General features: G+C 71.8%; 18 protein-coding genes and 1 tRNA gene. 10 read left to right on the forward strand and 9 right to left on the reverse strand.

The features are described 5' to 3' along the window. Positions 1-6 precede the first annotated feature (6 nt). Entirely contained in the window at positions 7-213 is a 207-nt protein-coding gene (locus tag ACZ499_RS36285; RefSeq protein ID WP_468680967.1) for a hypothetical protein, read from the reverse strand. Between ACZ499_RS36285 and ACZ499_RS36290 the strand changes: the two genes are divergently transcribed. Both ACZ499_RS36290 and ACZ499_RS36295 read left to right on the forward strand, forming a co-directional pair. After that, entirely contained in the window at positions 212-1,513 is a 1,302-nt protein-coding gene (locus tag ACZ499_RS36290; RefSeq protein WP_468680969.1) for a class I SAM-dependent methyltransferase, read from the forward strand. The genes ACZ499_RS36285 and ACZ499_RS36290 overlap by 2 nt on opposite strands. A gap of 241 nt (positions 1,514-1,754) precedes the next feature. After that, complete coding sequence (locus tag ACZ499_RS36295) at positions 1,755-2,990, forward strand: phospholipase D-like domain-containing protein (RefSeq protein WP_468680973.1); 1,236 nt, start codon at positions 1,755-1,757, stop codon at positions 2,988-2,990. A gap of 69 nt (positions 2,991-3,059) precedes the next feature. On the opposite strand, the gene ACZ499_RS36300 is transcribed toward ACZ499_RS36295, so the two are convergent. Then, positions 3,060-5,585 (reverse strand): ABC transporter permease, encoded by a 2,526-nt coding sequence (locus ACZ499_RS36300; protein ID WP_468680975.1) that lies wholly within the window; start codon positions 5,583-5,585, stop codon positions 3,060-3,062. 80 nt (positions 5,586-5,665) lie between these two features. Continuing rightward, complete coding sequence (locus tag ACZ499_RS36305) at positions 5,666-6,436, reverse strand: ABC transporter ATP-binding protein (protein WP_385546265.1); 771 nt, start codon at positions 6,434-6,436, stop codon at positions 5,666-5,668. A 398-nt stretch (positions 6,437-6,834) separates the two neighbouring features. Here ACZ499_RS36305 and ACZ499_RS36310 point away from each other — a divergent pair. After that, positions 6,835-6,916, forward strand: a tRNA-Leu gene (locus tag ACZ499_RS36310). Between the two features lie 382 nt (positions 6,917-7,298). Further along, on the forward strand, positions 7,299-8,171 hold the full coding sequence (locus ACZ499_RS36315) for a Bax inhibitor-1/YccA family protein (protein ID WP_468680977.1): 873 nt from the start codon (positions 7,299-7,301) through the stop codon (positions 8,169-8,171). Between the two features lie 126 nt (positions 8,172-8,297). Here the strand turns inward: ACZ499_RS36315 and ACZ499_RS36320 are convergent, their stop codons facing one another. Continuing rightward, entirely contained in the window at positions 8,298-8,528 is a 231-nt protein-coding gene (locus ACZ499_RS36320) for a DUF4287 domain-containing protein (RefSeq protein ID WP_468680978.1), read from the reverse strand. 137 nt (positions 8,529-8,665) lie between these two features. On the opposite strand from ACZ499_RS36320, the gene ACZ499_RS36325 reads away from it, so the two are divergent. Beyond that, positions 8,666-8,989, forward strand: a complete 324-nt coding sequence (locus ACZ499_RS36325; RefSeq protein ID WP_468680979.1) for a hypothetical protein — start codon at positions 8,666-8,668, stop codon at positions 8,987-8,989. 256 nt (positions 8,990-9,245) lie between these two features. Here the strand turns inward: ACZ499_RS36325 and ACZ499_RS36330 are convergent, their stop codons facing one another. The 3 genes from ACZ499_RS36330 to ACZ499_RS36340 all read right to left on the reverse strand — a co-directional run bounded on the left by ACZ499_RS36330 (position 9,246) and on the right by ACZ499_RS36340 (position 13,275). Further along, entirely contained in the window at positions 9,246-10,037 is a 792-nt protein-coding gene (locus tag ACZ499_RS36330; RefSeq protein WP_468680987.1) for a hypothetical protein, read from the reverse strand. Positions 10,038-10,460: 423 nt separating this feature from the next. After that, positions 10,461-11,681, reverse strand: coding sequence for an acetyl-CoA C-acetyltransferase (locus ACZ499_RS36335; RefSeq protein ID WP_468680980.1), 1,221 nt, complete (start codon positions 11,679-11,681; stop codon positions 10,461-10,463). A 205-nt stretch (positions 11,682-11,886) separates the two neighbouring features. Further along, positions 11,887-13,275: a cystathionine beta-synthase gene (locus ACZ499_RS36340; RefSeq protein ID WP_468410042.1), complete on the reverse strand. Its 1,389-nt coding sequence runs from the start codon at positions 13,273-13,275 to the stop codon at positions 11,887-11,889. Positions 13,276-13,464: 189 nt separating this feature from the next. Here ACZ499_RS36340 and ACZ499_RS36345 point away from each other — a divergent pair, with 189 nt between their 5' ends. Further along, positions 13,465-14,457 (forward strand): SGNH/GDSL hydrolase family protein, encoded by a 993-nt coding sequence (locus ACZ499_RS36345; RefSeq protein WP_468680988.1) that lies wholly within the window; start codon positions 13,465-13,467, stop codon positions 14,455-14,457. Positions 14,458-14,759: 302 nt separating this feature from the next. Here ACZ499_RS36345 and ACZ499_RS36350 read toward each other — a convergent pair whose 3' ends face one another. Then, a complete protein-coding gene (locus ACZ499_RS36350) occupies positions 14,760-15,176 on the reverse strand; it encodes a hypothetical protein (RefSeq protein WP_468680981.1) in 417 nt (138 codons plus the stop codon). Between the two features lie 134 nt (positions 15,177-15,310). On the opposite strand from ACZ499_RS36350, the gene ACZ499_RS36355 reads away from it, so the two are divergent. Further along, positions 15,311-16,150 carry a MurR/RpiR family transcriptional regulator gene (locus ACZ499_RS36355; protein ID WP_468410046.1) on the forward strand — a complete coding sequence of 280 codons (840 nt, stop codon included), beginning with the start codon at positions 15,311-15,313 and terminating at the stop codon, positions 16,148-16,150. A 301-nt stretch (positions 16,151-16,451) separates the two neighbouring features. Here ACZ499_RS36355 and ACZ499_RS36360 read toward each other — a convergent pair whose 3' ends face one another. Beyond that, positions 16,452-17,798, reverse strand: a complete 1,347-nt coding sequence (locus ACZ499_RS36360; protein WP_468680982.1) for a type III PLP-dependent enzyme domain-containing protein — start codon at positions 17,796-17,798, stop codon at positions 16,452-16,454. Positions 17,799-17,962: 164 nt separating this feature from the next. On the opposite strand from ACZ499_RS36360, the gene hutU reads away from it, so the two are divergent. The 3 genes from hutU to ACZ499_RS36375 all read left to right on the forward strand — a co-directional run bounded on the left by hutU (position 17,963) and on the right by ACZ499_RS36375 (position 22,412). After that, positions 17,963-19,624, forward strand: a complete 1,662-nt coding sequence (gene hutU / locus ACZ499_RS36365; RefSeq protein WP_468680983.1) for a urocanate hydratase — start codon at positions 17,963-17,965, stop codon at positions 19,622-19,624. Between the two features lie 269 nt (positions 19,625-19,893). Beyond that, positions 19,894-21,084: an allantoate amidohydrolase gene (locus tag ACZ499_RS36370; RefSeq protein WP_468680984.1), complete on the forward strand. Its 1,191-nt coding sequence runs from the start codon at positions 19,894-19,896 to the stop codon at positions 21,082-21,084. Next, on the forward strand, positions 21,075-22,412 hold the full coding sequence (locus ACZ499_RS36375) for a formimidoylglutamate deiminase (protein ID WP_468680985.1): 1,338 nt from the start codon (positions 21,075-21,077) through the stop codon (positions 22,410-22,412). The genes ACZ499_RS36370 and ACZ499_RS36375 overlap by 10 nt, the downstream gene beginning before the upstream one ends. Positions 22,413-22,608 lie beyond the last annotated feature (196 nt).

Here is a 22,608-nt window from a genome sequence, read left to right on the forward strand (position 1 = left end):
CACTGCTCAGTACGTCCCGAAGGGGCCGTCCGCCATCCGTGGTGCGGGCGGCCCCTTCGGCGTGCGCTCCACGCGGAAGCCGTCACCTGCGGCCGTCACCTTCGCGCCGCCGATGTACGCCCGTGGCGCTGTAGCGGGATGGCCGGTGCCCGGGGCAATCTTGTCCGGGGGTGCTGGGCAGGTGGGGGTCGACTTCACGGAGGTGTGCGCCATGGCCGACGCCGCGACGCGGCTGACCGCTCTCGCCGGCAAGCTCCTGGGTGAGGACCTTCCGGTCCGCGTCCGCGCCTGGGACGGCAGCGAGGCCGGCCCGCCGGGCGCCCCGGTGGTGGTGCTGCGCCACCGCCGGGCCCTGCGCAGACTGCTGTGGAAGCCGGGCGAACTGGGCCTGGCGCGCGCCTGGGTGGCGGGCGAGCTCGACATCGAGGGGGACCTCTATCTGGCCCTCGACCTGATCGCCGGGCTGATCTGGGACCGCGGCGGCGAACCCAAGGACGCGGTCCACCCCGTACGCGACCCGGGGCTGCGGGCCGCCGCCCGGGAGCTGCTGCGGCTCGCACGCCCCCTGCCGCCGCCCGCCCCGCCCGCCGAGGAACTGCGCCGCCGCACCGGCCGGCTGCACACCAAGCGCCGCGACAAGCAGGCCGTCAGCCACCACTACGACGTGGGCAACGCCTTCTACGAGCTGGTCCTCGGCCCGTCGATGGTCTACTCGTGCGCCTACTGGGAGCGCCCCGACGCCACCCTGGAGGAGGCCCAGCGCGACAAGCTGGAGCTGATCTGCCGCAAGCTGGGCCTCGGGGAGGGCGACCGGCTGCTCGACGTCGGCTGCGGCTGGGGCTCGCTCGCGCTGCACGCGGCCCGCCACCACAGCGCCCATGTCGTCGGCATCACGCTCAGCGCCGAACAGGCCGCCTACGCCCGCAAGCGCATCGCCGAGGAGGGCCTGGCCGATCGGATCGAGATCCGGGTGCAGGACTACCGGGACGTGCGGGACGGTCCGTACGACGCCATCTCCTCGATCGGGATGGCCGAGCACGTCGGCTCCGAGCGCTACCGGGAGTACGCGGACGACCTGTACGCCCTGCTGAAGGACGGCGGGCGGCTGCTCAACCACCAGATCGCCCGGCGCCCCGAGGGGGACGAGACGGCGTACCACGTGGACGAGTTCATCGACGCGTACGTCTTCCCCGACGGGGAGCTGGCGCCGCTGGGGCGGACGCTGTCGACGCTGGAGGACGCCGGGTTCGAGGCGCGTGACGTGGAGGCCATCCGCGAGCACTACGCGCTGACCCTGCGTCAGTGGGTGGCCAATCTGGAGGCGGGCTGGGAGCGGGCGGTGAAGCTGACCAGCCCGGGCCGGGCCCGGGTCTGGCGGCTCTACATGGCCGCCTCCGCGCTGTCCTTCGAGCGCAACCGGATCGGGGTGAACCAGGTCCTGGCGGTGAAGACGCCGGAGGGCGGCGCCTCGGGGATGCCGCTGCGGGCGCGTACTTGGGGGAGCGCTCCGTAAACGCGCCCCTTCGGGGCGCCCTTCAGGGGCGCGGGGCCGGCACCATTTGCGGCTCCGCCGCGATGGGGGTCCCCCCTGTTCGAGCAAAGCCGAGAACCTGGGGGAGCGGCCAGCCCCCGGACGGGCCGCAGGCGGAATGATACGTTCGGCAACCGGGCGGCGATCCTGGCGTCCAAATTGTCATGCATATGTCATATATGGAGTTCGTGTGCACCGCCACCGCACAACCTGGCTGCTGGGTATGGCAGTCGCCCTGATGTCCGCCTTCGCCGCGCCGGGCGCGGCCACCGCCGACACCGTCACGGTCACCAACGGGGCGATCTTCAACGACCCCTCCGGCACCACCGCCGAGCAGGACAAGATCCGCGACCACGTCGTCTCGCTGGTCAACGACGCCCCCGCGGGCAGCACCGTCCAGATGTCGATGTACACCTTCACCGACGACGTCCTGCGCACCGCGCTGATCGCCGCGAAGGACCGCGGCGTCGCCGTGAAGCTCGTCGTCGACTACAAGTCGCACAACTTCAAGCCCGACGGCAGCGAGCTGACCAAGGGCGGCGAGTACGAGAACCTGGCCGCGGCGCTCGGCACCGACCGCACCAAGGCGTCCTGGATCCTGTCCTGCCCGCAGGGCCGCGGCTGCATCGCCAACCGCAAGCTCAACTCCGACGACGACGGCTCGATCAACCACAACAAGTTCTTCCTCTTCTCCCACACGGGAGGGGCGGACAACGTCGTCGTGCAGACCTCGGCCAACATGTCGGGCACCCAGCGCACCGACCTCTTCAACAACGCCGTGACGCTGATCGACGCCGGTCTCTACGCCAACTACCAGGCGTATTTCAACGACCAGGTGGCGAACGGCTCCTCGGGCACCAGTGACAACAACTACTACTCGACGCCGGTCAGTTCGACCGACCCGGACTACAAGACGTACTTCTTCCCCCGCAAGGAGACGTCCGGCACCTCCTACTCGACGGACCCGGCCACCGACACGGTCAAGCTGATCCTCGACAAGGTCACCTGCTCCTCCACCCAGCACTCCGAGGTGCGGATGGCGGCCAACCTCTTCTACCGCGACCAGATCGCCACCAAGCTCGCGGCGATGGTGGACGCGGGCTGCAAGGTGTACCTGGCGGCCGACGCCAACCCCAACGGCGGCGGCACGGGCCTCCCGTCGATGGGCAAGACCGTCGAGTCGATCCTCTACGGGCAGCTCACCCAGCGCGTGGAGTGCTTCGAGACCCCGCCCGCCGGGCACACGGTCAACATCGGCATCCACTCCAAGTACCTGCTGGTGAACGGCACGTACGAGGGCGTCGCCAACGAGAAGGTCGTCTGGACCGGCAGCCACAACTACTCGTGGCAGGCGCTGCGCTCCAACGACGAGACCATCCTGAAGATCAACGACGACGCGGTCTACGACCAGTTCAAGGCCAACCACGACCAGCTGATGTCGTACTGCGCGGGCAGCTGACGCGTACACGCACGAAGGGCCGGACCCCACCAGGGGATCCGGCCCTTCTCGTATGTCCGAGTGCGGGGACTACTCCGTCTTGATCGCCGTCAGCATGTTCAGCCGGGCGGCGCTGCGGGCCGGCCAGAGCGAGGCCAGCACGCCCACCAGGCCCGCCAGGACCAGGAAGAGCCCGATCCGGTCCCACGGGATCACCAGCGCGTAATGCGGGATGGAGCCCTTGACGGTCTGGCCGATGGCCCAGGCCAGGAAGGTGCCGAGGCCCACGCCGATCACCGCGCCGAAGAGCGAGATGACGATCGCCTCCAGGCGGATCATGCGCTTGACCTTGCCGCGCTCCAGTCCGATCGCCCGCAGCATCCCGATCTCCTGCTGGCGCTCGAAGACCGACATGGCCAGCGTGTTGACGACACCCAGGACCGCGATGATCAGCGCCATCGCGAGCAGCCCGTACATGATGTTCAGAAGCGTGTTGATCATGCCGCCGAACTCGTCGCGGATGTCCTTCTGGTCCATGAAGCTGATCGCCGGGTTGTCGCCGAGGGCGTTGACCAGCGCCTGCTCATTGGCCGCGGTGGCCCCGCCGTCCATCTTCACGTAGACCTCCCGGATGTACGGGCGGGTCTGGTGCGGGTCGAGCATCGAGGTCGGGGCGAGCACCGAGGAGAGGAACTCCTGCTTCTTGAAGACCGCGCCCACGGTGAGGGTCTTCTTCTTCTTGTCGGCGAACTCGGCGGGCAGCCTGGTGCCGGCCTTCCAGCCGTGCTTCTCCGCGGTCTCGTCGTCGACCGCGATCTGGCCCCTGCCCAGGGTGGCGAGCGAGCCGGAGAGCGCCTCGACGCGCAGCACCTTCTCGATGTCGCCCGGCGTCACACCGGAGACGTTCTGGAAGTCGCCGTCGAGCTGGATGTTCGAGGGCTGCTGCGGCGAGACCGCCGCGACGCCCGGGGCCTTGCGCAGCTCCGTCACCACGGACTTGTCCAGGTCGCCCCGGTCCGCCATCTGGACCATGTAGTCGGCCTTGATGTTGTCCGTCGTCGTCTTGTCGATGGCCTTGCCCAGCGTGATGCCGAGCACCGAAAGACCGGTCACCAGGGTGAGGCCGATGGCGAGTGCGGAGGCGGTGGCGCCGGTGCGGCGCGGGTTGCGCACCGCGTTCTGGCTGGCCAGCTTGCCGGAGACGCCGAACATCTTGGCCAGCGCCGGGCGGACCAGCGCGATGACCGGGCGGGAGAGCAGCGGGATCAGGATGATGATGCCGACCAGCGCCAGGAACGCGCCCAGGGCGATCATGGTCTTGCCGTCCTTGCCCGTCGCGGCGCCCGACAGGACCGCACCGGCGCCGAGCAGCGTGATGATCGCGCCGATCGTGTTCCGTACGACCAGGGACTTGGTGGTGGCGGCCAAGTGCACGCTGTTCATCGCCGCCACCGGCGGGATCTTCGCGGCGCGCCAGGCGGGCAGCAGGGCGGCGATCAGGGTCACCAGGACGCCGACCGCGAGCGCCGCGATGACCGGGGTGGCCGAGATGATCAGGGAGCCGCCCGGGATCTTCATGCCGAACGACGACATCGCGGAGCGCAGCCCGGCCGCCAGGCCGATGCCCAGGCCGAAGCCGATCGCGGACGCGGTCACGCCGACCACCAGCGCCTCGGTGAGCACCGAGCGCCGCACCTGGGAGCGCGAGGCGCCCACCGCGCGCATCAGGGCCAGTTCCCTGGTGCGCTGGGCGACCAGCATGGTGAAGGTGTTGGAGATCAGGAAGATGCCGACGAAGAGCGCGATGGCGGCGAAGGCGAGCAGCGTCTGGTTGAGCGCGCCGAGACCCTCCTCGATGTCCTTCGCCTCCTGGTCCGCGAGCGCCTGGCCGGTCCTGGCCGTGGCGTGCTCGGGGATCAGCGGGGTCACCTCGGAGAGGATCTTCTGCGCGTCGGCGCCGGGCTTGGCGGAGATGTTGACGTTCTGGAAGAAGCCCGGCTTGAGGTAGAGCTGCTGGGCGACCTTGGTGTCGAACAGGACGAGGCTGCCGCCCGCGTTGACCCCGCCGTCCTCGGTGGTGAAGACACCCGAGAGCGTGTACGTCTTCACCGGCCCGTTGGTGGCCACCCGCACCCGGTCGCCGACCTTGTACTTGCCCTTGGACGCGGTGTCCTCGTCGAGCGCGATCTGCCCGTCCTGGACCGGCCCGGAGCCGTTGGTGAAGGTGTAGGCCGGGTCCTTGCCGTCCTTGCCGGGGGAGTAGTTCCCGCCCTTGTTGGCCCAGCCCTGGCCGATCAGCTTGCCGTGGCGGTCGGCCACGCCGGCGAACCCGTCGACGCGCCCGTTGACCGAGGCGACCCCGTCCAGGGCCTCGATCTTCTTGACGGTCTGCCTGCTGACGCCGGGGTCCTGCTTGTCGTCGCCGCTCCCGTACGAGGTGACGGCGACGGCCACGTTGTCGTAGCTCTTGGCGGACTGGTTCTTGAAGGCGCTCTTGAGGGTGTCGGTGAAGACGAGGGTGCCGGAGACGAAGGCCACGCCGAGCATCACAGCGAGCACGGTCATCAGCAGCCTGGCCTTGTGCGCCAGCACGTTGCGCAGGGCGGTTTTGAACATGGGGCTTTTCTCAGTCCTGGAGGGTTCGGCCTGGAGGGATTCGGCAGGGGGCGGGTGGCTGGGGCCGGTGGGCCCGCGGATCAGCTCGTACGGCCCTTCGCGTCGAACTCCTTCATGCGGTCGAGCACGCCGTCGGCGCTCGGGTGGAGCATCTCGTCGACGACGCGGCCGTCGGCCAGGAAGATCACGCGGTCCGCGTACGACGCGGCGACCGGGTCGTGGGTGACCATGACCACGGTCTGGCCGAGCTCGCGCACCGAGTTGCGCAGGAAGCCCAGGACCTCGGCGCCCGAGCGCGAGTCCAGGTTTCCGGTCGGCTCGTCACCGAAGATGATCTCGGGCTGGGAGGCCAGGGCGCGGGCCACGGCCACGCGCTGCTGCTGGCCGCCGGAGAGCTGGGTGGGCCGGTGCGAGAGGCGCCCGGAAAGGCCCACCATGTCGATGACCTGGTCCAGCCACTGCTTGTTCGGCTTGCGGCCCGCGATGTCCATCGGCAGCGTGATGTTCTCGGCCGCGGTCAGCGTCGGCAGCAGGTTGAACGCCTGGAAGATGAAGCCGATCTTGTCCCGGCGCAGCTGGGTGAGCTGCTTGTCCTTGAGCGAGCCGAGCTCGGTCTCGCCTATGCGGACCGACCCGGAGCTGAACGAGTCGAGCCCGGCCACGCAGTGCATCAGCGTGGACTTGCCGGAGCCCGACGGGCCCATGATCGCGGTGAACTCGCCCTGGTGGAAGTCGACCGTCACCCGGTCGAGCGCGACCACCTGGGTCTCGCCCGCCCCGTAGACCTTCGACAGCTCGGTGGCGCGGGCGGCCACCGCGGTGGCGCGGTGTGCGGTGGGGATGGTGGTCACGGAGGACTCCTGTCGGACGTGGTGCGGGGACTCCTCCATCCTCAATGCAGCAGGACCCCCGGATCGTCAGTCCCTGTACCCGTTCCCCGGCCCTCTTGAGTCTTATACGAGCGCCGCTCGCCTCCTCCTCCGGTATGACACCGCCCCCGAGACGGCCCTGCCCGCCGCGGCCGCGCGGGCGGGCCGGGGAGCAGGAGTCGAATTCGCGTCATTCCGCTACGCACAGTCCGGCTGACCGGTATGCCTGCCAACCGCCTGCGGCATGTGCCGCAACCGTTTCGGCCCGGGCTGACGCTCCCTCAAGCGCCAATAAAATAAGACAACATCGGCCATCGTTCCGCCGGGTGGGGGAGCCGTCCCGATAGGCTCTTCGGGCGAACGTAGGAACCGCGCGACCAGCCCGGATGGTGGAATGCAGACACGGCGAGCTTAAACCTCGCTGGCCCTAGGGCCGTGCCGGTTCAAGTCCGGCTCCGGGCACCTCCCGCCCCCTCCGGGGAGAGGTGGAAGAACCGATAATTCGGTGCACAGAACGACCGCGGAACGACTACGGAACGGCCGACGCGGCCGGATTACCGGCGAATGAGTGGCGCGTGGGTAAACAGTTCCCGCACGCGCCCGACGGGCGGCCCCGCGCCGCGTCCCTCCTCCGCCCCAGGACACCCCGCCCGGCCCGCCGCAGCTCCCGGCCGATGCCCGTCCGGTGTCTTCCGTTGTCTCCCGTGGCACTCTTGTGACCGCGAGGCCCCTGGTGTACGTCTCGCCTGGCGAGGAAAGATCCTCCCAGAGCACTAGGGTGATTGTTTTGCTTTCCCATTACCCTTGACGGCAAGGCCGCGCTCGGCGGCCATGGAGGAGTGAGATGAGGAGCAGCAACCCGGTCTTCTCGCGACGGGGGTTCAGCCGCGACAACGGCTACGCGGGCTTCAACACCGCGCCGCAGGCCGGGGGCAACCCGTACGCGCAGGCACCGACGAGCCCGTCCGCGACGAACCCGTACGCGACGAACCCTTACGCCCAGCAGGACACGCAGTACGGCGCCCCTCAGGCCCCGACCCGCGGCAACGTGATGACGATGGACGACGTCGTCTCGCGGACCGCGATCACGCTGGGCGTGGTGGCCGCGGGCGCGGCCCTCGCCTGGACCCTGCTGCCGGTCTCCTCGACCAGCTACGGGCTCGCGATCGGCGCCTCCCTGGTGGCGTTCGTCCTCGCCATGATCCAGTCGTTCAAGGCGAAGCCCGTCCCCGCGCTGATCATCGGTTACGCCGCGTTCGAGGGCGTCTTCCTCGGCGTGATCAGCGAGATGTTCAACGAGCGCTGGTCCGGCGCGCCCTTCCAGGCGGTCCTGGGCACCCTGGCGGTCTCCGGCGCGACGCTGTTCGCGTACAAGCAGCGCTGGGTCCGCGTGACCGCGCGGTACGCGCGCATCGGCATGACCATCGCCATCGCCTTCGTCCTGGTGATGATGGTGAACCTGCTGGTGGTCGCCTTCGGCGGCGCCGACGGCGGCGGTCTGCGCAGCTTCGGCCCGCTCGGCTTCGCGGTCGGCGTGCTGGCCATCCTGATCGGCTGCTTCTTCCTGACGCTTGACTTCAAGCAGATCGAGGACGGCATCACGTACGGCGCCCCGCGCGAGGAGTCGTGGCTGGCGGCCTTCGGCCTGACCATGTCGCTGGTCTGGATCTACCTGGAGATGCTGCGACTGGTGGCGATCCTCCAGGGCGACGACTGACGCCCGTAAGGCAGTGATGAGGGGCCCGTCCGGCGAGAGCCGGGCGGGCCCCTCCGCGTGGTGGCCGGGACGGCACTGCGCCCCGCCGTGGTCGGATCGGCGGGGCGGAGCGCAAGAGGTCCCTTCCTAGAGCAGGCGGCGCGCGGCCCGCCTCAGGTCGTACTCATGGATGATCGCCTTGGCATGACCGTAGGCGAGATCGTGCTCGCTCCGGAGCCAGCTGACCTTCTCCTCGAAACGTACGAGGGAAGGGCCTTCGTCGACGGTGCGAAGCCAGTCGGAGACTTCACGACCGGTGCAATTGGGGATGCGGGAGAGCAGGTTGCGATGGGTTTCTTCGAAGAAGACTTGGGACATCGGCGCCTCCGGACGCATTGCGCTGGGGGTCCCCCCTGCTCGGGCGGAGCCGAGAACCCGGGGGAAGTCCTTCATGCCACCGTGCCTGAGCGTTCGCGTATTGGCAACAGTCCCGGGGCGGCGCGTAGGGTCGCGGCGTGCTTGATGTGACACCGCTCCTCGCCGCCGTGGACCGCTTCGCCGACCGCCTCCGCGCCGCCCCGGAAAGCCGCCTGCGCCGCGGCGCCGCCGCCGAAGGCCTCGCCCTGGCCAGGGAATTGTCGGCCCGGTCCCAGCTCGCCGAGACCCCCGACGCCGAGCCGCGCGTGATGCCGGACGCAGGGGCCTTCGCGGTCGCGGACCAAGTGGCGGTGGCGGGGAGGGATTTGGCCGAGGCGCTGCGTACGGGGGTGGCGCCGGCCGGGGGTTTGGAGGAGGCGGTGGGGCTGGTGGAGGGGGCGATGGGGCGGGCGTTCGGGTAGGGGGCGAGGGGCGCCGTCGCCAAGCCCCGGAACCTGCCCCTGCGCGCCGGGTCGGATTCAGCCTTCCACGTCGCAGGCGGCGCAGCCGACGTTGAACGGTTTCCGGGTCGCGAGGTCGACGGTCAGCGTCACGCCGAGCCCGTGGGGGCAGACCCGGCGGGGCCGCCTCCCGGGACGCCGCTCCGTCCGGCGCCTCGCCCAGCGCGCCATCACGTCGCGATACCGGGGGTCACTCCATACGGCCGTGTCTTTGGACCTACAGCGAAGCGATGACCCGGTCCGCCAGGATGTACACGCTCTCCTCGCCGCACGAGAACGTCAGCGCGTACGCGCCGGAGATGCCCGAGCCGCCGAGCAGCACCGGGGTGTCGCCCTCGCGGAGGGCCTCGGCGAGGCGTTCGGAGGTCTCGCGGTGGCCGGGGGTCATGCACAGCGTGGTGCCGTCGGCGAAGACGTAGACGTCGAGGGTGCCGAGCGGTCCGGGGCGTACGTCCGCGAGCTCCGTACGGGCCTCGGCCAGCTGCTCCAGGCGCGAGACCGTGGACTCGTGGTCGGCCACGACCGACGTCTGCACCGGGACGAAGTCGGGGTGCGAGGGGTGGCGGCGGCGGGCCGCGGCGAGCTCCGGGGAGTCCTCGGGGAACTCCTCGTACGGCTCGGCGGCCAGCTCCATGCCCTCCAGGCCGGCGAAGTCGGTCTGCCGGGGGAGGAACAGGGAAGCATCGTCGCCGAGGCCCGCGAGGCCTCCCAGGAGCGACGGGGCGTCCGCCGCGTCGCGCGCCTCCTGTGCGGCCCAGAACGCCCGCGCCTCGGCGAGCTCGCGCTCACGCTCCTCGGCGAGCGCCTCGGCGACGGCCGCGCGTATCTCCGCGACGGGCGTCTCGGCGCCGCGCGCCTGGTGGGGCACGGTGGCGGACCGACCGGCGTTCGTGGCCGCGAGGTCGGCGCGCAGCGCCACGACCTGCTTGCGCAGCCCGTGGGCGGCGTGCAGGGCAGCGGCGCCCACGGCCGTGGCGGCGGCCGTGGTCAGCAGCAGGGCAAGAGACATGGCGCTCACTGACTTACTCCCGGATTCAAACGATTCCCCCGACTTCCTACATCAGCTTGTCGGGCGTCCGCTCCCCTTGTCAGTGCATTACGTCACGAAACGGACAGGTCTTTGTGCTTGAGGTTTATCCCTGCGGCCCCTGAAAGCGCTGTGACCTGCGGGAATGTCTCTCCCCCGGGATGTACGTCACATCCTGGGGGAGATTCGGTCACGAACCGGACGCGGCGGGGTTGAGGCGGGCCGAAACGGGTTGAAAGGTGTCGCCCAGACGGTCCCCCCATCCGGACGCCCCAACATGCCCCCTGCCGCAGCGTAGGGCCTCGTCAGCTGAGCCGCGCGTTGACTTGGTCGCGTTCCGCTTCGCTTCCGCTGCGGGCAGGTGCCGCCCTCGTTCCTCGGGCGACCCCTGCCCTCCGCTACAGCTCAGCTCAGCCGCTCGATGACCATGGCCATGCCCTGGCCGCCGCCCACGCACATCGTCTCCAGACCGAACTGCTTGTCGTGGAACTGGAGGGAGTTGATGAGCGTGCCGGTGATGCGCGCGCCCGTCATGCCGAAGGGGTGGCCGACGGCGATGCCGCCGCCGTTGACGTTCAGCTTGTCGAGCGGGATCTCCAGGTCGCGGTACGAGGGGATCACCTGGGCGGCGAAGGCCTCGTTGATCTCGAAGAGGTCGATGTCGCCGACGGTGAGACCCGCGCGCTTGAGGGCCTGCTTCGACGCCTCCACCGGGCCGAGGCCCATGATCTCGGGCGAGAGGCCCGTGACGCCGGTCGAGACGATCCGGGCGAGCGGGGTGAGGCCGAGCTCGCGGGCCTTGGTGTCGCTCATGATGACGAGCGCCGCGGCGCCGTCGTTGAGCGGGCAGCAGTTGGCGGCGGTGACCATGCCGTCGGGGCGGAAGACCGGCTTGAGGCCCTGGACGCCCTCCACGGTGACGCCGGCGCGCGGGCCGTCGTCCGTGGAGACGACCGTGCCGTCCGGGGTCGTCACCGGGGTGATCTCGCGCGCCCAGAAGCCGTTCTTGATGGCTTCCTCGGCGAGGTTCTGCGACCGTACGCCGAACTCGTCCATGTCCGCGCGCGTGACGCCCTTCGCACGCGCCAGGTTCTCGGCGGTCTGGCCCATCGCGATGTACGCGTCGGGGACCAGGCCGTCCTCGCGCGGGTCGTGCCAGGAGGCGCCGGCGGACTCCGCGACGGCGGCCGTACGGGCCTCGGCCTCGGCGAAGAACGGGTTGTGGGTGTCGGGCATCCCGTCGGAGGAGCCCTTGACCGAGCGGGAGACCATCTCGACGCCGGCCGAGATGAACACGTCACCCTCGCCCGCCTTGATGGCGTGCAGCGCCATGCGGGAGGTCTGGAGCGAGGAGGAACAGTAGCGGGTGATCGTGCAGCCTGGCAGGTGGTCCATGCCCATCTGCACGGCCACGATGCGGCCCAGGTTGTGGCCCTGCTCGCCGCCGGGGAGGCCGCAGCCGAGCATCAGGTCGTCGATGTCGCGCGGGTCGAGCTCGGGGATCTTGGCGAGCGCGGCCTGGATGATGGTGGCGGTGAGGTCGTCCGGCCGCAGGTCCTTCAGCGAGCCCTTGAAGGCGCGGCCGATGGGGGAACGAGCAGTCGAAACGATTACGGCTTCGGGCATCACGGGCTCCATGGGGGCGGCGGGACGGGCTCAGAGACCTCGGGGACTCTCTGGGAAGTTACCCGTACGTACGGAGTTGGTCATCGGGAGGCGCGTGTGATGCGGGCCTCTTTTCTAAGCGGGCGCTCAGTGACTGCCTCGCGCCGCCCCACGGGAAAGGGGGCGCCCCACCCCGAAAGGTGTGGCGCCCCCTCGACCAGCGGGACTACTTCGCCGCGTCCTTCGCCAGGAACGCCAGCAGGTCCTGGCGGCTGACCACGCCCGTGGGCTTGCCCTCCACCAGGACGATCGCCGCGTCCGCCTCGCCCAGGACCGCCATCAGCTCCGAGACCGGCTCGCCCGAGCCGACCTGCGGCAGAGGCGCGCTCATGTGCTTCTCCAGCGGGTCGGAGAGCGAGGCGCGCTGGGCGAACAGGGCCGCCAGCAGCTCCTTCTCCACCACCGAGCCGATGACCTCCGCGGCCATCACGTCGGGGTGGCCCGCGCCGGGCTTGACGATCGGCATCTGCGAGACGCCGTACTCGCGCAGCACCTCGATCGCCTCCCCGACCGTCTCCTCCGGGTGCATGTGGACGAGCGACGGCATGGCGCCCTCCTTGTCGGCGAGGACGTCGCCGATACGGGCCGAGGGGCCGGCCTCCTCCAGGAAGCCGTGCCCGGCCATCCACTCGTCGGAGAAGATCTTGCTGAGGTAGCCGCGGCCGGAGTCGGGGAGGAGGACGACGACCACGTCGTCCGGGCCCAGGCCCTCGGCCACGCGCAGCGCCGCCACGACCGCCATGCCGCAGGAGCCGCCCACCAGAAGGCCCTCCTCCTTGGCGAGGCGGCGGGTCATCTGGAACGAGTCCTTGTCCGAGACCGCGACGATCTCGTCCGTGACCTCACGGTCGTACGCCGTCGGCCAGAAGTCCTCGCCCACGCCCTCGACCAGGTACGGCCGGCCGGAGCCGCCGCTGTAGACCGAGCCCTCGGGGTCCGCGCCGACGACGCGCACGGACCCGCCGGAGACCTCCTTGAGGTACTTGCCGGTGCCGGAGATCGTGCCGCCGGTGCCGACGCCCGCCACGAAGTGCGTGATCTTCCCGTCCGTCTGCTCCCACAGCTCGGGACCGGTGGTCTCGTAGTGCGAGCGCGGGTTGTTCGGGTTGCTGTACTGGTCGGGCTTCCAGGCGCCGGGCGTCTCGCGCACCAGGCGGTCCGAGACGTTGTAGTACGAGTCCGGGTGCTCCGGGTCGACCGCCGTCGGGCAGACGACGACCTCGGCCCCGTACGCGCGCAGGACGTTGATCTTGTCGAGCGACACCTTGTCCGGGCAGACGAAGATGCACTTGTAGCCCTTCTGCTGGGCCACGATCGCGAGGCCGACACCCGTGTTGCCCGAGGTGGGCTCCACGATCGTGCCGCCCGGCTTGAGCGCACCGCTCTGCTCAGCCGCTTCGATCATGCGCACGGCGATCCGGTCCTTGACCGAGCCGCCCGGGTTGAAGTACTCGACCTTGGCCAGGACGGTCGCCTGGATGCCCGCGGTCACACTGTTGAGCTTCACCAGCGGGGTATTGCCGACGAGGCTGATCATCGAGTCGTGGAATTGCACCGTTGTCTCCGGGGTCTCCGTGATGGTGCCGCCAGCGTATGCGCAGAGCGAGCGCCCGTTCACCTCACGGCGGGGATTGAGCGACACCCGTCACCGGGCAGGTAGCTGATGTACGGCTCCAAGGAGGTGGCGGTGGCTGGGAGTGTGTCGACCGTTTCGGCCGGGGTGTCGGCCGGATCGAGGGCGAGGGTGGCGCGCCGGATCGCGGCGGGCGCGGCGTTCGGCGGCGGCGGGATCGGTCTGATCGGGGCGGCCGCCGTCGGCGTGCTGCTCGCGGAGGCGGCGCTGGCCAAGCGGTCGGTGGGCGGCGCCACCGCCCCGCACCCGCCGAGCGCCGACGGGCTGTACGGGGTGGCCTTCGCCAATGGCACGCCCCCGCTGCGCATGGGCATCCTGGGCGACTCCACGGCCGTCGGGCAGGGTGTGCGGCGGGCCGGGCAGACCCCGGGCGCGCTGCTCGCCTCCGGGCTCGCGGCGGTGGCCGAGCAGATGGTCACGCTGCGGAACGTGGCGCAGCCGGGCGCCCAGTCGGACGATCTGGACCGCCAGGTCTCGCAGCTGCTGGCGGACCCGGTCCGGATCCCCGACGTCTGCGTGATCATGATCGGCGCGAACGACGTCACCCACCGGATGCCGCCCACCACGTCGGTGCGCCATCTGGCGGGTGCGGTGCGGCGGCTGCGGACGGTGGGCGCCGAGGTGGTCGTCGGCACCTGCCCCGACCTGGGCTCGGTCGAGCCGGTCTACCAGCCGCTGCGCTGGCTGGCCCGGCGGGTCTCGCGCCAGCTCGCGGCCGCGCAGACGATCGTGGTGGTCGAGCAGGGCGGGCGGACGGTCTCGCTCGGCCATCTGCTCGGCCCCGAGTTCGAGGCGAACCCGCGCGAACTGTTCGGGCCCGACAACTACCACCCGTCGGCCGAGGGGTACGCGACGGCCGCGATGGCCGTGCTGCCCACGCTCTGCGCCTCGCTCGGGCTGTGGCCGGACGCCGACCGGCTCGACGCGGCCCGCGACGAGGACATCCTGCCGGTCGCCAAGGCGGCGGCCGAGGCGGTCGCGGAGCCCGGTACCGAGGTCAGCGGGGCCCGCGCGCCCTGGGCACTGCTCAAGCACCGCCGCCGGCGGCGGCTGACCGCCACCGAGCCGTCCACCGCCCACCCGGCGCACCCGGCCCACCCCTGACCGCCGTACGCCCCCCGGCAGTTGACGGTCCGTCGTGTTGGTCGCGGAACTGGTACGAGCGCGACATGTCCGCGCAGCACCCGCTTAACACGAGTGCGGCACATTGGTGGATGTCGGCGGGGGAGACCCGGCCGGCACCACCAGCGGCGTCAAGGAAATCCGGAGCGGCTCCCGGACCTCCAGGCGCCCAGGACGCGGCGACCGGCCCTGACCCGGGACCGTGTCCCGCGCGGGGACCGCCGTCGTCCCGCCCCCCGGGCGACCGGGGGTGCGGCGGTCCCCGCGCTCACCTTCCTCAGTCGCTAGTCGTCGGCGCCGTCGTCGGGGCGGCGGCGCGGCCACGGCCACGGGCGGGCGGCGTGCACGGCGTTCACGCCGAAGATGCCCAGCCAGGTGACGAAGAGGCCGCTCAGCCCCGCGTTCACGGCGCCGATCGCGGACAGCGGTATGGCGAGGACCAGCGAGACCATGCCGAACCCGAAGCGCTCCGCGAAGCCCATGTCGGGGCTCTGCCCGGCCGGGCGGCCGCCGCGGGCCACCACCATCTGCTGTTCGGCGAGCTGGCGCCGCACCCGGCGGTCGATCGCCGGGTCGAGGCGCTGTTCCACCTTCTCCAGGAACGAGTCGACGAGCGCGGGCTCGTACTCCTCGCCGAGCTCCCTGCGGGCGTGCAGGGTGGCGTCGAGTTCTTTTCTCAGATCGGCGTCGCGGGCTTCCATGCTTCCCCACGGTACGGAGGGGGCCGCCCGGGCACAGTGGGGGTAGCCCCCGTACTTGCCCGTCTGCATATGGTCATGCAGAGTTCTGGGCGACTGAATATCGTGGAGTTCCGGGCGTGAGGAAGGGGGACGGCATGAGCGACGGCCCTGCCGCACGGCTGCAACAGCTCTTCGAGGGGCGCCGGCTGACACCGACCCAGCGGCGGATCGCCCACTCCATGGTGCGCAGGGCGGCCGATGTGCCGTTCCTGTCGAGCGTGGAACTGGCGGAGCTGGCCGGGGTGAGCCAGCCGTCCGTGACGCGCTTCGCGGTCGCGCTCGGCTTCGACGGGTACCCGGCGCTCCGCCGCCATCTGCGCGAGGTGGTGCCCGCGTCCTCGCCCAAGGAGGGCGAGGACGAGTACAACGAGTACCAGCAGGCGGTCCAGGCCGAGATCGAGAACCTGCGCCATCTGGCGGGCCTGCTCGCGGACCCCGCGCCGGTCGAGGAGGCCGGCCGGCTGCTCGCCGCCAGCCGGCCGCTCCCGGTGCTCGGCCTGCGCGCGGCCTCCTCCCAGGCGCGCGGCTTCGCCTACTTCGCCGCCAAGGTCCACCCCGACGTACGGCTGCTCGACGAGGGCGGCTCGATGCTGGTGGACCGCATCGACGCGGCGCGCCGGGCGGGCGCGTCGGCGCTGCTGTGCTTCGCGCTGCCGCGCCACCCGAAGGAGGTGGTGGACGCGCTCGCGTACGCGCGCTCCAAGGACCTCACCGTCGTCACGGTCGCCGACTCCGCGTTCGCCCCGGTGGCCCGCCACAGCGACCTGCTGATCCCGGCGGCGGTCGGCACCGGCCTCGCCTTCGACACGGCCTGCGCCCCGATGCTGCTCGGCCGCGTCCTCCTTGAGGCGATGTGCGACGACCTGCCGGACGCGCAGGCGCGGCTGGAGGAGTTCGACGCGGGGGCCGCGGGGCGCGGCTTGTTCGTGGAGTAGGCCGCCTGCTCGGCAGGGGCGCGTTTTCGTCTGGGGGCCGGTGGTGGCTGGTCGCTCCCCCAAGTTCTCGGCTTCGCTCGAACAGGGGGGACCCCCATCGCGGCGGAGCCGCAAATGTCACAGCCCCGCGCCCCTTGGGCAGTCCGCCGCAGCCAGTCCTTCAGGGGCGCGGGGAACTGCGCGAGCAACCCAGTACGGTCCGCACACGAACGAGGGTTTTCAGGGGCGCGGGGAACTGCGCGACCAGCCACCCACAGAACCGCGCGACCAGCCCCCACCGGCCCGCAGACGAAGAACACGGCTAGAAAAGCAGCAGCGCGTCCGGGGTGGCGCCCCCCGACTCCGCCACGATCTCCGCCAGCGTCTGCGGCTCCCGCACCACCGCGAAGCGGACGCCGTCCGCCGACGCGGTGAAGCCGTAGACGCCCGGCCTGGCAAGGCTGTTGTACGCGTAGTGGTGGGCGAAGTAGTACGCCCCGGTGTCCAGCACCGCCGCGTAATCCCCCTGCTCAAGCCGCGGCAGCATCCGCGCCTCGGCCAGCAGGTCCCCCGCGAAACAGGCGGGCCCCGCCACGTCCTGGAGGACGGGCGGGCCGGGTTTGGGGCGGCCCTTCGGGCCGTACACGGCGATCCGCAGCGGCCAGGAGGCGGGCGCGTACACCGTACGGGCGGCGATCTGGACGCCCGCGTGGGTGACCGCGATGGGCCGCCCGCCGGACGTCTTCGCGTACTCCACCCTGGCCAGCACCGTCCCGTGCTTGGCGAGCAGCGAGCGGCCGAACTCGGTCACCAGCGCGTACGAGCCGTCGAAGAGGCCGGGGACCTTCGCGCGCAGCAGCCGCGCGTACTCCTCGTACGTCGGGCTCTCCTCGTCCGAGGCGAAGTTCACCGGCAGCCCGCCGCCGAGGTCGACGGTGTCGATCTGGCGGCGGCCCACGCGCGCGTTGACCTCCTCGGCCAGCTCGTAAGCGGTCCGCACGCCCTCGGCCATCAGCGCGAGCGGCACGCCCTGCGAGCCCGCGTGGGTGTGCAGGCGGGTGAGCCAGGGGCGGGCCGCGTACGCCCCCACGACCCACTCCCGGGCCCCCTCGTCCCGCAGCCCCACCCCGAACTTCGAGGTCCGCGTCGCCGTCGAGAGCGCGCCGATGGACCCCGCGCCCAGCTGCGGGTTGACCCGCAGGCCCAGCGGCGAGGCGGTCGCGGCGGTGGCGACAAGGGCGTCCAGGCGGGCCAGCTCCTGCGGGTTGTCGGCGTTGACGGCGATGCCCAGGGCGAGGGCCTCGCGCAGCTCGGCGGGGGTCTTGGCGGGGGAGTCCAGGACGGTCTGGCCGGGGCCGATCCCGGCGGCGCGGGCCAGCGCCAGCTCGCCGGGGCTGGCGACCTCCGCGCCGAGCCCCTGGGCCGCGAGCAGCCGCAGCACGGGGACGAGCGGGCACGCCTTGACGGCGAAGGCGTGCAGTACGGGTGCGTCGGTCACGGCCGCGAAGGACGAGGTCAGCGAGGCCGCGCCGAGCCGGATCCCGGTGACGTCGAGGAGGGCCGCGAGCGGGGCGTCCGGACCGACGAGCCCCTGCTCCACGGCCGCCCGCACGGCCTGGTCGCGGCGCGCCGCCGCCGGTGTGCCGGTCATGGCATCAGGCTCGGTCATGGAATCAAGCCAAGCACCGGCCGCCCGGCGGCGCAGGGATACGGCCGGATTCCGTGCCCCCTTTGCTCTTCCTCTTCGCCTTTCTCCCCACCCGGTCTATTGACTAGTTCTATTCAGACGGCCAGGATGTGAATATCTGAGTCACGTCGTGAGGAGGCCTCGCCATGTCAGGACCCCGCCCCGTACGGGCAGCGCGCGGTACGGAACTGAGCACCCTGGGATGGCAGCAGGAAGCCGCCCTCCGGATGCTCCAGAACAACCTCGACCCCGAGGTCGCCGAGCACCCCGACAAGCTCGTCGTCTACGGCGGCACCGGCAAGGCAGCGCGCGACTGGCGCTCCTTCGACGCGATGGTGCGCACCCTGCGCACGCTCAAGCAGGACGAGACGATGCTCGTCCAGTCCGGCCGCCCGGTCGGCGTGATGCAGACCCACGAGTGGGCCCCGCGCGTCCTGATCGCCAACTCCAACCTGGTGGGCGACTGGGCGAACTGGGAGGAGTTCCGCCGTCTGGAGGCGCTCGGCCTCACCATGTACGGCCAGATGACGGCCGGTTCGTGGATCTACATCGGCACCCAGGGCATCCTCCAGGGCACCTACGAGACCTTCTCGGCCGTGGCGGCAAAGAAGTTCAACGGCACGCTGGCCGGGACGATCACGCTCACCGCAGGGCTCGGCGGCATGGGCGGCGCGCAGCCGCTCGCCGTGACGATGAACGACGGCGTCGCGATCTGTATCGACGTGGACCCGCGCGCCATCGAGCGCCGCATCGAGCACCGCTACCTGGATGTGCGCGCGGATTCGCTCCAGCACGCCCTGCGGCTCGCCGTCGAAGCCCGTGACGCCCGCCGGCCGCTCTCCATCGGCCTGCTCGGCAACGCGGCGGAGCTGCTGCCGCAGATGCTGGCCGAGGGCGCCCCCATCGACATCGTGACCGACCAGACCTCGGCCCACGACCCGCTGGCGTACCTGCCGATCGGCGTCGACTTCGACGACATGGCCTCGTACGCGGCGAAGGACCCGGCGGGCTTCACGACCCGGGCGCGCGAGTCGATGGCCAAGCACGTCGAGGCGATGGTCGGCTTCATGGACGCGGGCGCCGAGGTCTTCGACTACGGCAACTCCATCCGCGGCGAGGCCCAGCTGGCCGGGTACGACCGGGCGTTCGCCTTCCCCGGCTTCGTCCCCGCGTACATCCGCCCGCTCTTCTGCGAGGGCAAGGGCCCCTTCCGTTGGGCGGCGCTGTCGGGCGAGGCGTCGGACATCGCCAAGACGGACAAGGCGATCCTGGACCTGTTCCCGGAGAACGAGTCCCTGCACCGCTGGATCAAGCTGGCGGGCGAGCGCGTCCACTTCCAGGGCCTGCCCGCGCGTATCTGCTGGCTCGGCTACGGCGAGCGCGACAAGGCGGGCGAGCGCTTCAACGACATGGTCGCCTCCGGCGAGCTGGCGGCCCCCCTCGCCATCGGCCGCGACCACCTCGACTGCGGCTCGGTGGCCTCCCCGTACCGCGAGACCGAGGCGATGCTCGACGGCTCCGACGCGATCGCGGACTGGCCGCTCCTGAACGCCATGGTGAACGTGGCGTCCGGCGCGTCCTGGGTCTCCCTGCACCACGGCGGCGGCGTCGGCATGGGCCGCTCCATCCACGCGGGCCAGGTCACGGTGGCGGACGGCACGGCGCTGGCGGGCGAGAAGATCCGGCGCGTGCTGACGAACGACCCGGGGATGGGTGTGATCCGGCATGTCGACGCTGGGTACGACATCGCGGAGTCGGTCGCGGATGAGCGGGGCGTGCGGGTGCCGATGCGGGAGGGTGACGCGTGACGGGGGGTACCCCGTCGGCCCCTGTTGGTCCGGGGGACCCTGGGTCGTCGGCCGTCTCACCGCCGGTGGGGGCTGGTCGCGCCCACGCGGCGGAGCCGCACATGTCACAGCCCCGCGCCCCTGAAGGGGCGCACGTCCCTGGCGGGGCGCAGCCCCCGCCGGCGGGGCCGGGGGCGGAGCCCCGGGGGAACACCCCTTCCCCCGCCCACCCCCACCCGCGGAGCGTTTCGGGGAGGGGCGGGGTGGGGGAGGCTCCCTCATTTCAGGCGATGTGGCGCGAGCTCGCCCCCATCGGTCGCGACTCCGGCACCCGCGGCTACCGCCGCCACGCCTGGACCCCCGCCGACGCCGAGTGCCGAGCCTGGTTCCGGGCGCAGGCCGAAGCCCGGGGGCTGTTCCACGAGCTCGACCGGAACGGGAACCAGTGGGCCTGGGCCGGGGACCCCGCCGCCGGGGACGCCGTCGTCACCGGGTCGCACCTGGACTCCGTGCCCGACGGCGGGGCCTTCGACGGCCCCCTCGGCGTCGTGTCGTCGTTCGCCGCGTTCGACGAGCTCCGCCGGCGCGGGGCCGTCCTCACCCGGCCGCTCGCCATCGTCAATTTCGGCGACGAGGAGGGCGCCCGCTTCGGGCTCGCCTGCGTCGGCTCCCGGCTCGCCGCCGGTCAGCTGACCGTGGAGGCCGCGCACCGGCTGCGGGACGGCGACGGGATCAGCCTGCCGCAGGCGATGGAGGCGGCCGGGTACGACCCGGACGCCATCGGGCCCGACCCCGAACGGCTCGCCCGTATCGGCGCGTTCGTCGAGCTGCACGTGGAACAGGGCCGCGCCCTGGACCTCAGCGGCGACGCCGTCGGCATCGCCTCGGCGATCTGGCCGCACGGGCGCTGGCGCTTCGACTTCGCCGGGGAGGCCAACCACGCGGGCACCACCCGTCTGGTGGACCGGCGCGACCCGATGCTCACATACGCCGAGACGGTCCTCGCCGCCCGCCGCGAGGCCGAACTCGCGGGTGCGGTCGCCACCTTCGGCAAGATCTCCTGCGAGCCCAACGGCGTCAACGCCATCCCCTCACTGGTGCGCGGCTGGCTGGACTCGCGCGCCGCCGACCAGGCGACCCTCGACACCGTCGTCACGGCGATCGAGCGGGCCGCGCGGGACCGCGCCGAGCGGGACGGGGTGGACCTGACCGTCGTACGGGAGTCGTTCACGCCCGTCGTCGAGTTCGGGCACGCCCTGCGCGACGAGCTGGCGAAGCTCCTCGGCGGGCACACCCCCGTCCTCGGCACCGGCGCCGGACACGACGCCGGGATCCTGTCCGGGACGGTCCCGACCGCCATGCTGTTCGTACGCAACCCCACCGGCGTCTCGCACTCCCCGGCCGAGTTCGCCGGCGAGGACGACTGCGTCGCCGGGGTGCTCGCACTCGCCGATGTTCTGGAGGGCCTGGCGTGCAGGTGACGTCGTACTGGCTGGAGCACGCCTGGCTCGACTCCGTGGTGGAGCCGGGCGTGCTGGTGGAGGTGGCGGACGGCCGGATCTCCGCCGTACGCAAGGGAGTCCAGGCGCCGCCCCCCGGCGCCGTCGCCTTGCGCGGCCTCACCCTGCCCGGCCTCGCCAACGCCCACTCGCACGCCTTCCACCGGGCCCTGCGCGGCACGGTCCAGGTCGGCTCGGGCACGTTCTGGACCTGGCGCGAGACCATGTACGCGGTCGCGGCGCGACTCACGCCCGAGTCGTACTACGCGCTGGCGCGGGCCGTGTACGCGGAGATGGCGCTCGCCGGGATCACGGCGGTGGGCGAGTTCCACTACCTCCACCACGCGCCGGGCGGCACGCCGTACGCCGACCCGAACGCGATGGGCGAGGCGCTGATCGCGGCCGCCGCGGACGCCGGCATCCGGATCACGCTGCTCGACACGGCGTATCTGTCCTCCGGCTTCGGTGAGCCGCCCAACGTGCACCAGCTGCGGTTCTCCGACGGCACGGCGCAGGCGTGGGCCGAGCGGGCGGCGCTGCTCAAGCCGCGCGACGGCGTACGGATCGGAGCGGCGATCCACTCCGTACGTGCGGTACCGGCGGACCAGCTGCGTACGGTCGCGGCCTGGGCCGAGGAGCGGGAGGCCCCCCTCCACGTCCACCTCTCCGAGCAGATCGCGGAGAACGAGGCGTGCCTGGCCGCGCACGGCTGCACGCCGACGCGGCTGCTCGCGGACCACGGCGTGCTGGGCCCCCGCACGACGGGCGTCCACAACACCCACCTCACCGACGAGGACATCGCGCTGCTCGGCGGGTCGGGGACGGGCACGTGCATGTGCCCGACGACGGAGCGCGACCTGGCGGACGGCATCGGCCCGGCGGTCGCCCTCCAGCGCGCCGGATCCCCGCTCTCCCTCGGCAGCGACAGCCACGCCGTGATCGACCTCCTGGAGGAGGCGCGGGCGATGGAGCTGAACGAGCGGCTGCGTACGCGGACTCGGGGGCACTGGACGGCGGCGGCGCTGCTGCGTGCGGCGTCCGCGGACGGCCACGCGGCCCTGGGCTGGCCCGACGCGGGGCGCATCGCCCCGGGCGCCCATGCCGACCTGGCGACGGTGTCGCTCACGTCGCCGCGCACGGCAGGGCCCTTGCCGCGCCTCGGCGCGGAGACGGCGGTGTTCGCGGCGGCGGCGGCGGATGTACGGGATGTGGTGGTGGGAGGTCGGCGTGTGGTGCGGGACGGGGTGCATGGGGGATTGCCGGACGTGGGGGCGGCGCTGGGGGCGGCGATCGCGTCCCTACGGGAGTAGCCCCACCCCGCCCCTTCGCCTGAACCCTCCGGGGGTGGGTGGGTGGTTGAGGTGGTTTCCCGGGGGCTGCGCCCCCGGGCCCGCTTGCGGGGGCCTGCACCCCTTCGCGGGGGGGGGGGGCGCCGCCCCCCCCCCCCCCCGGGGGGGCCACCCCCACCCCCCCCCGAGGGCTCTCGTCCCTCCCCCCCCCCGTCTG

The organism is Streptomyces sp. NPDC031265 (assembly GCF_055570295.1).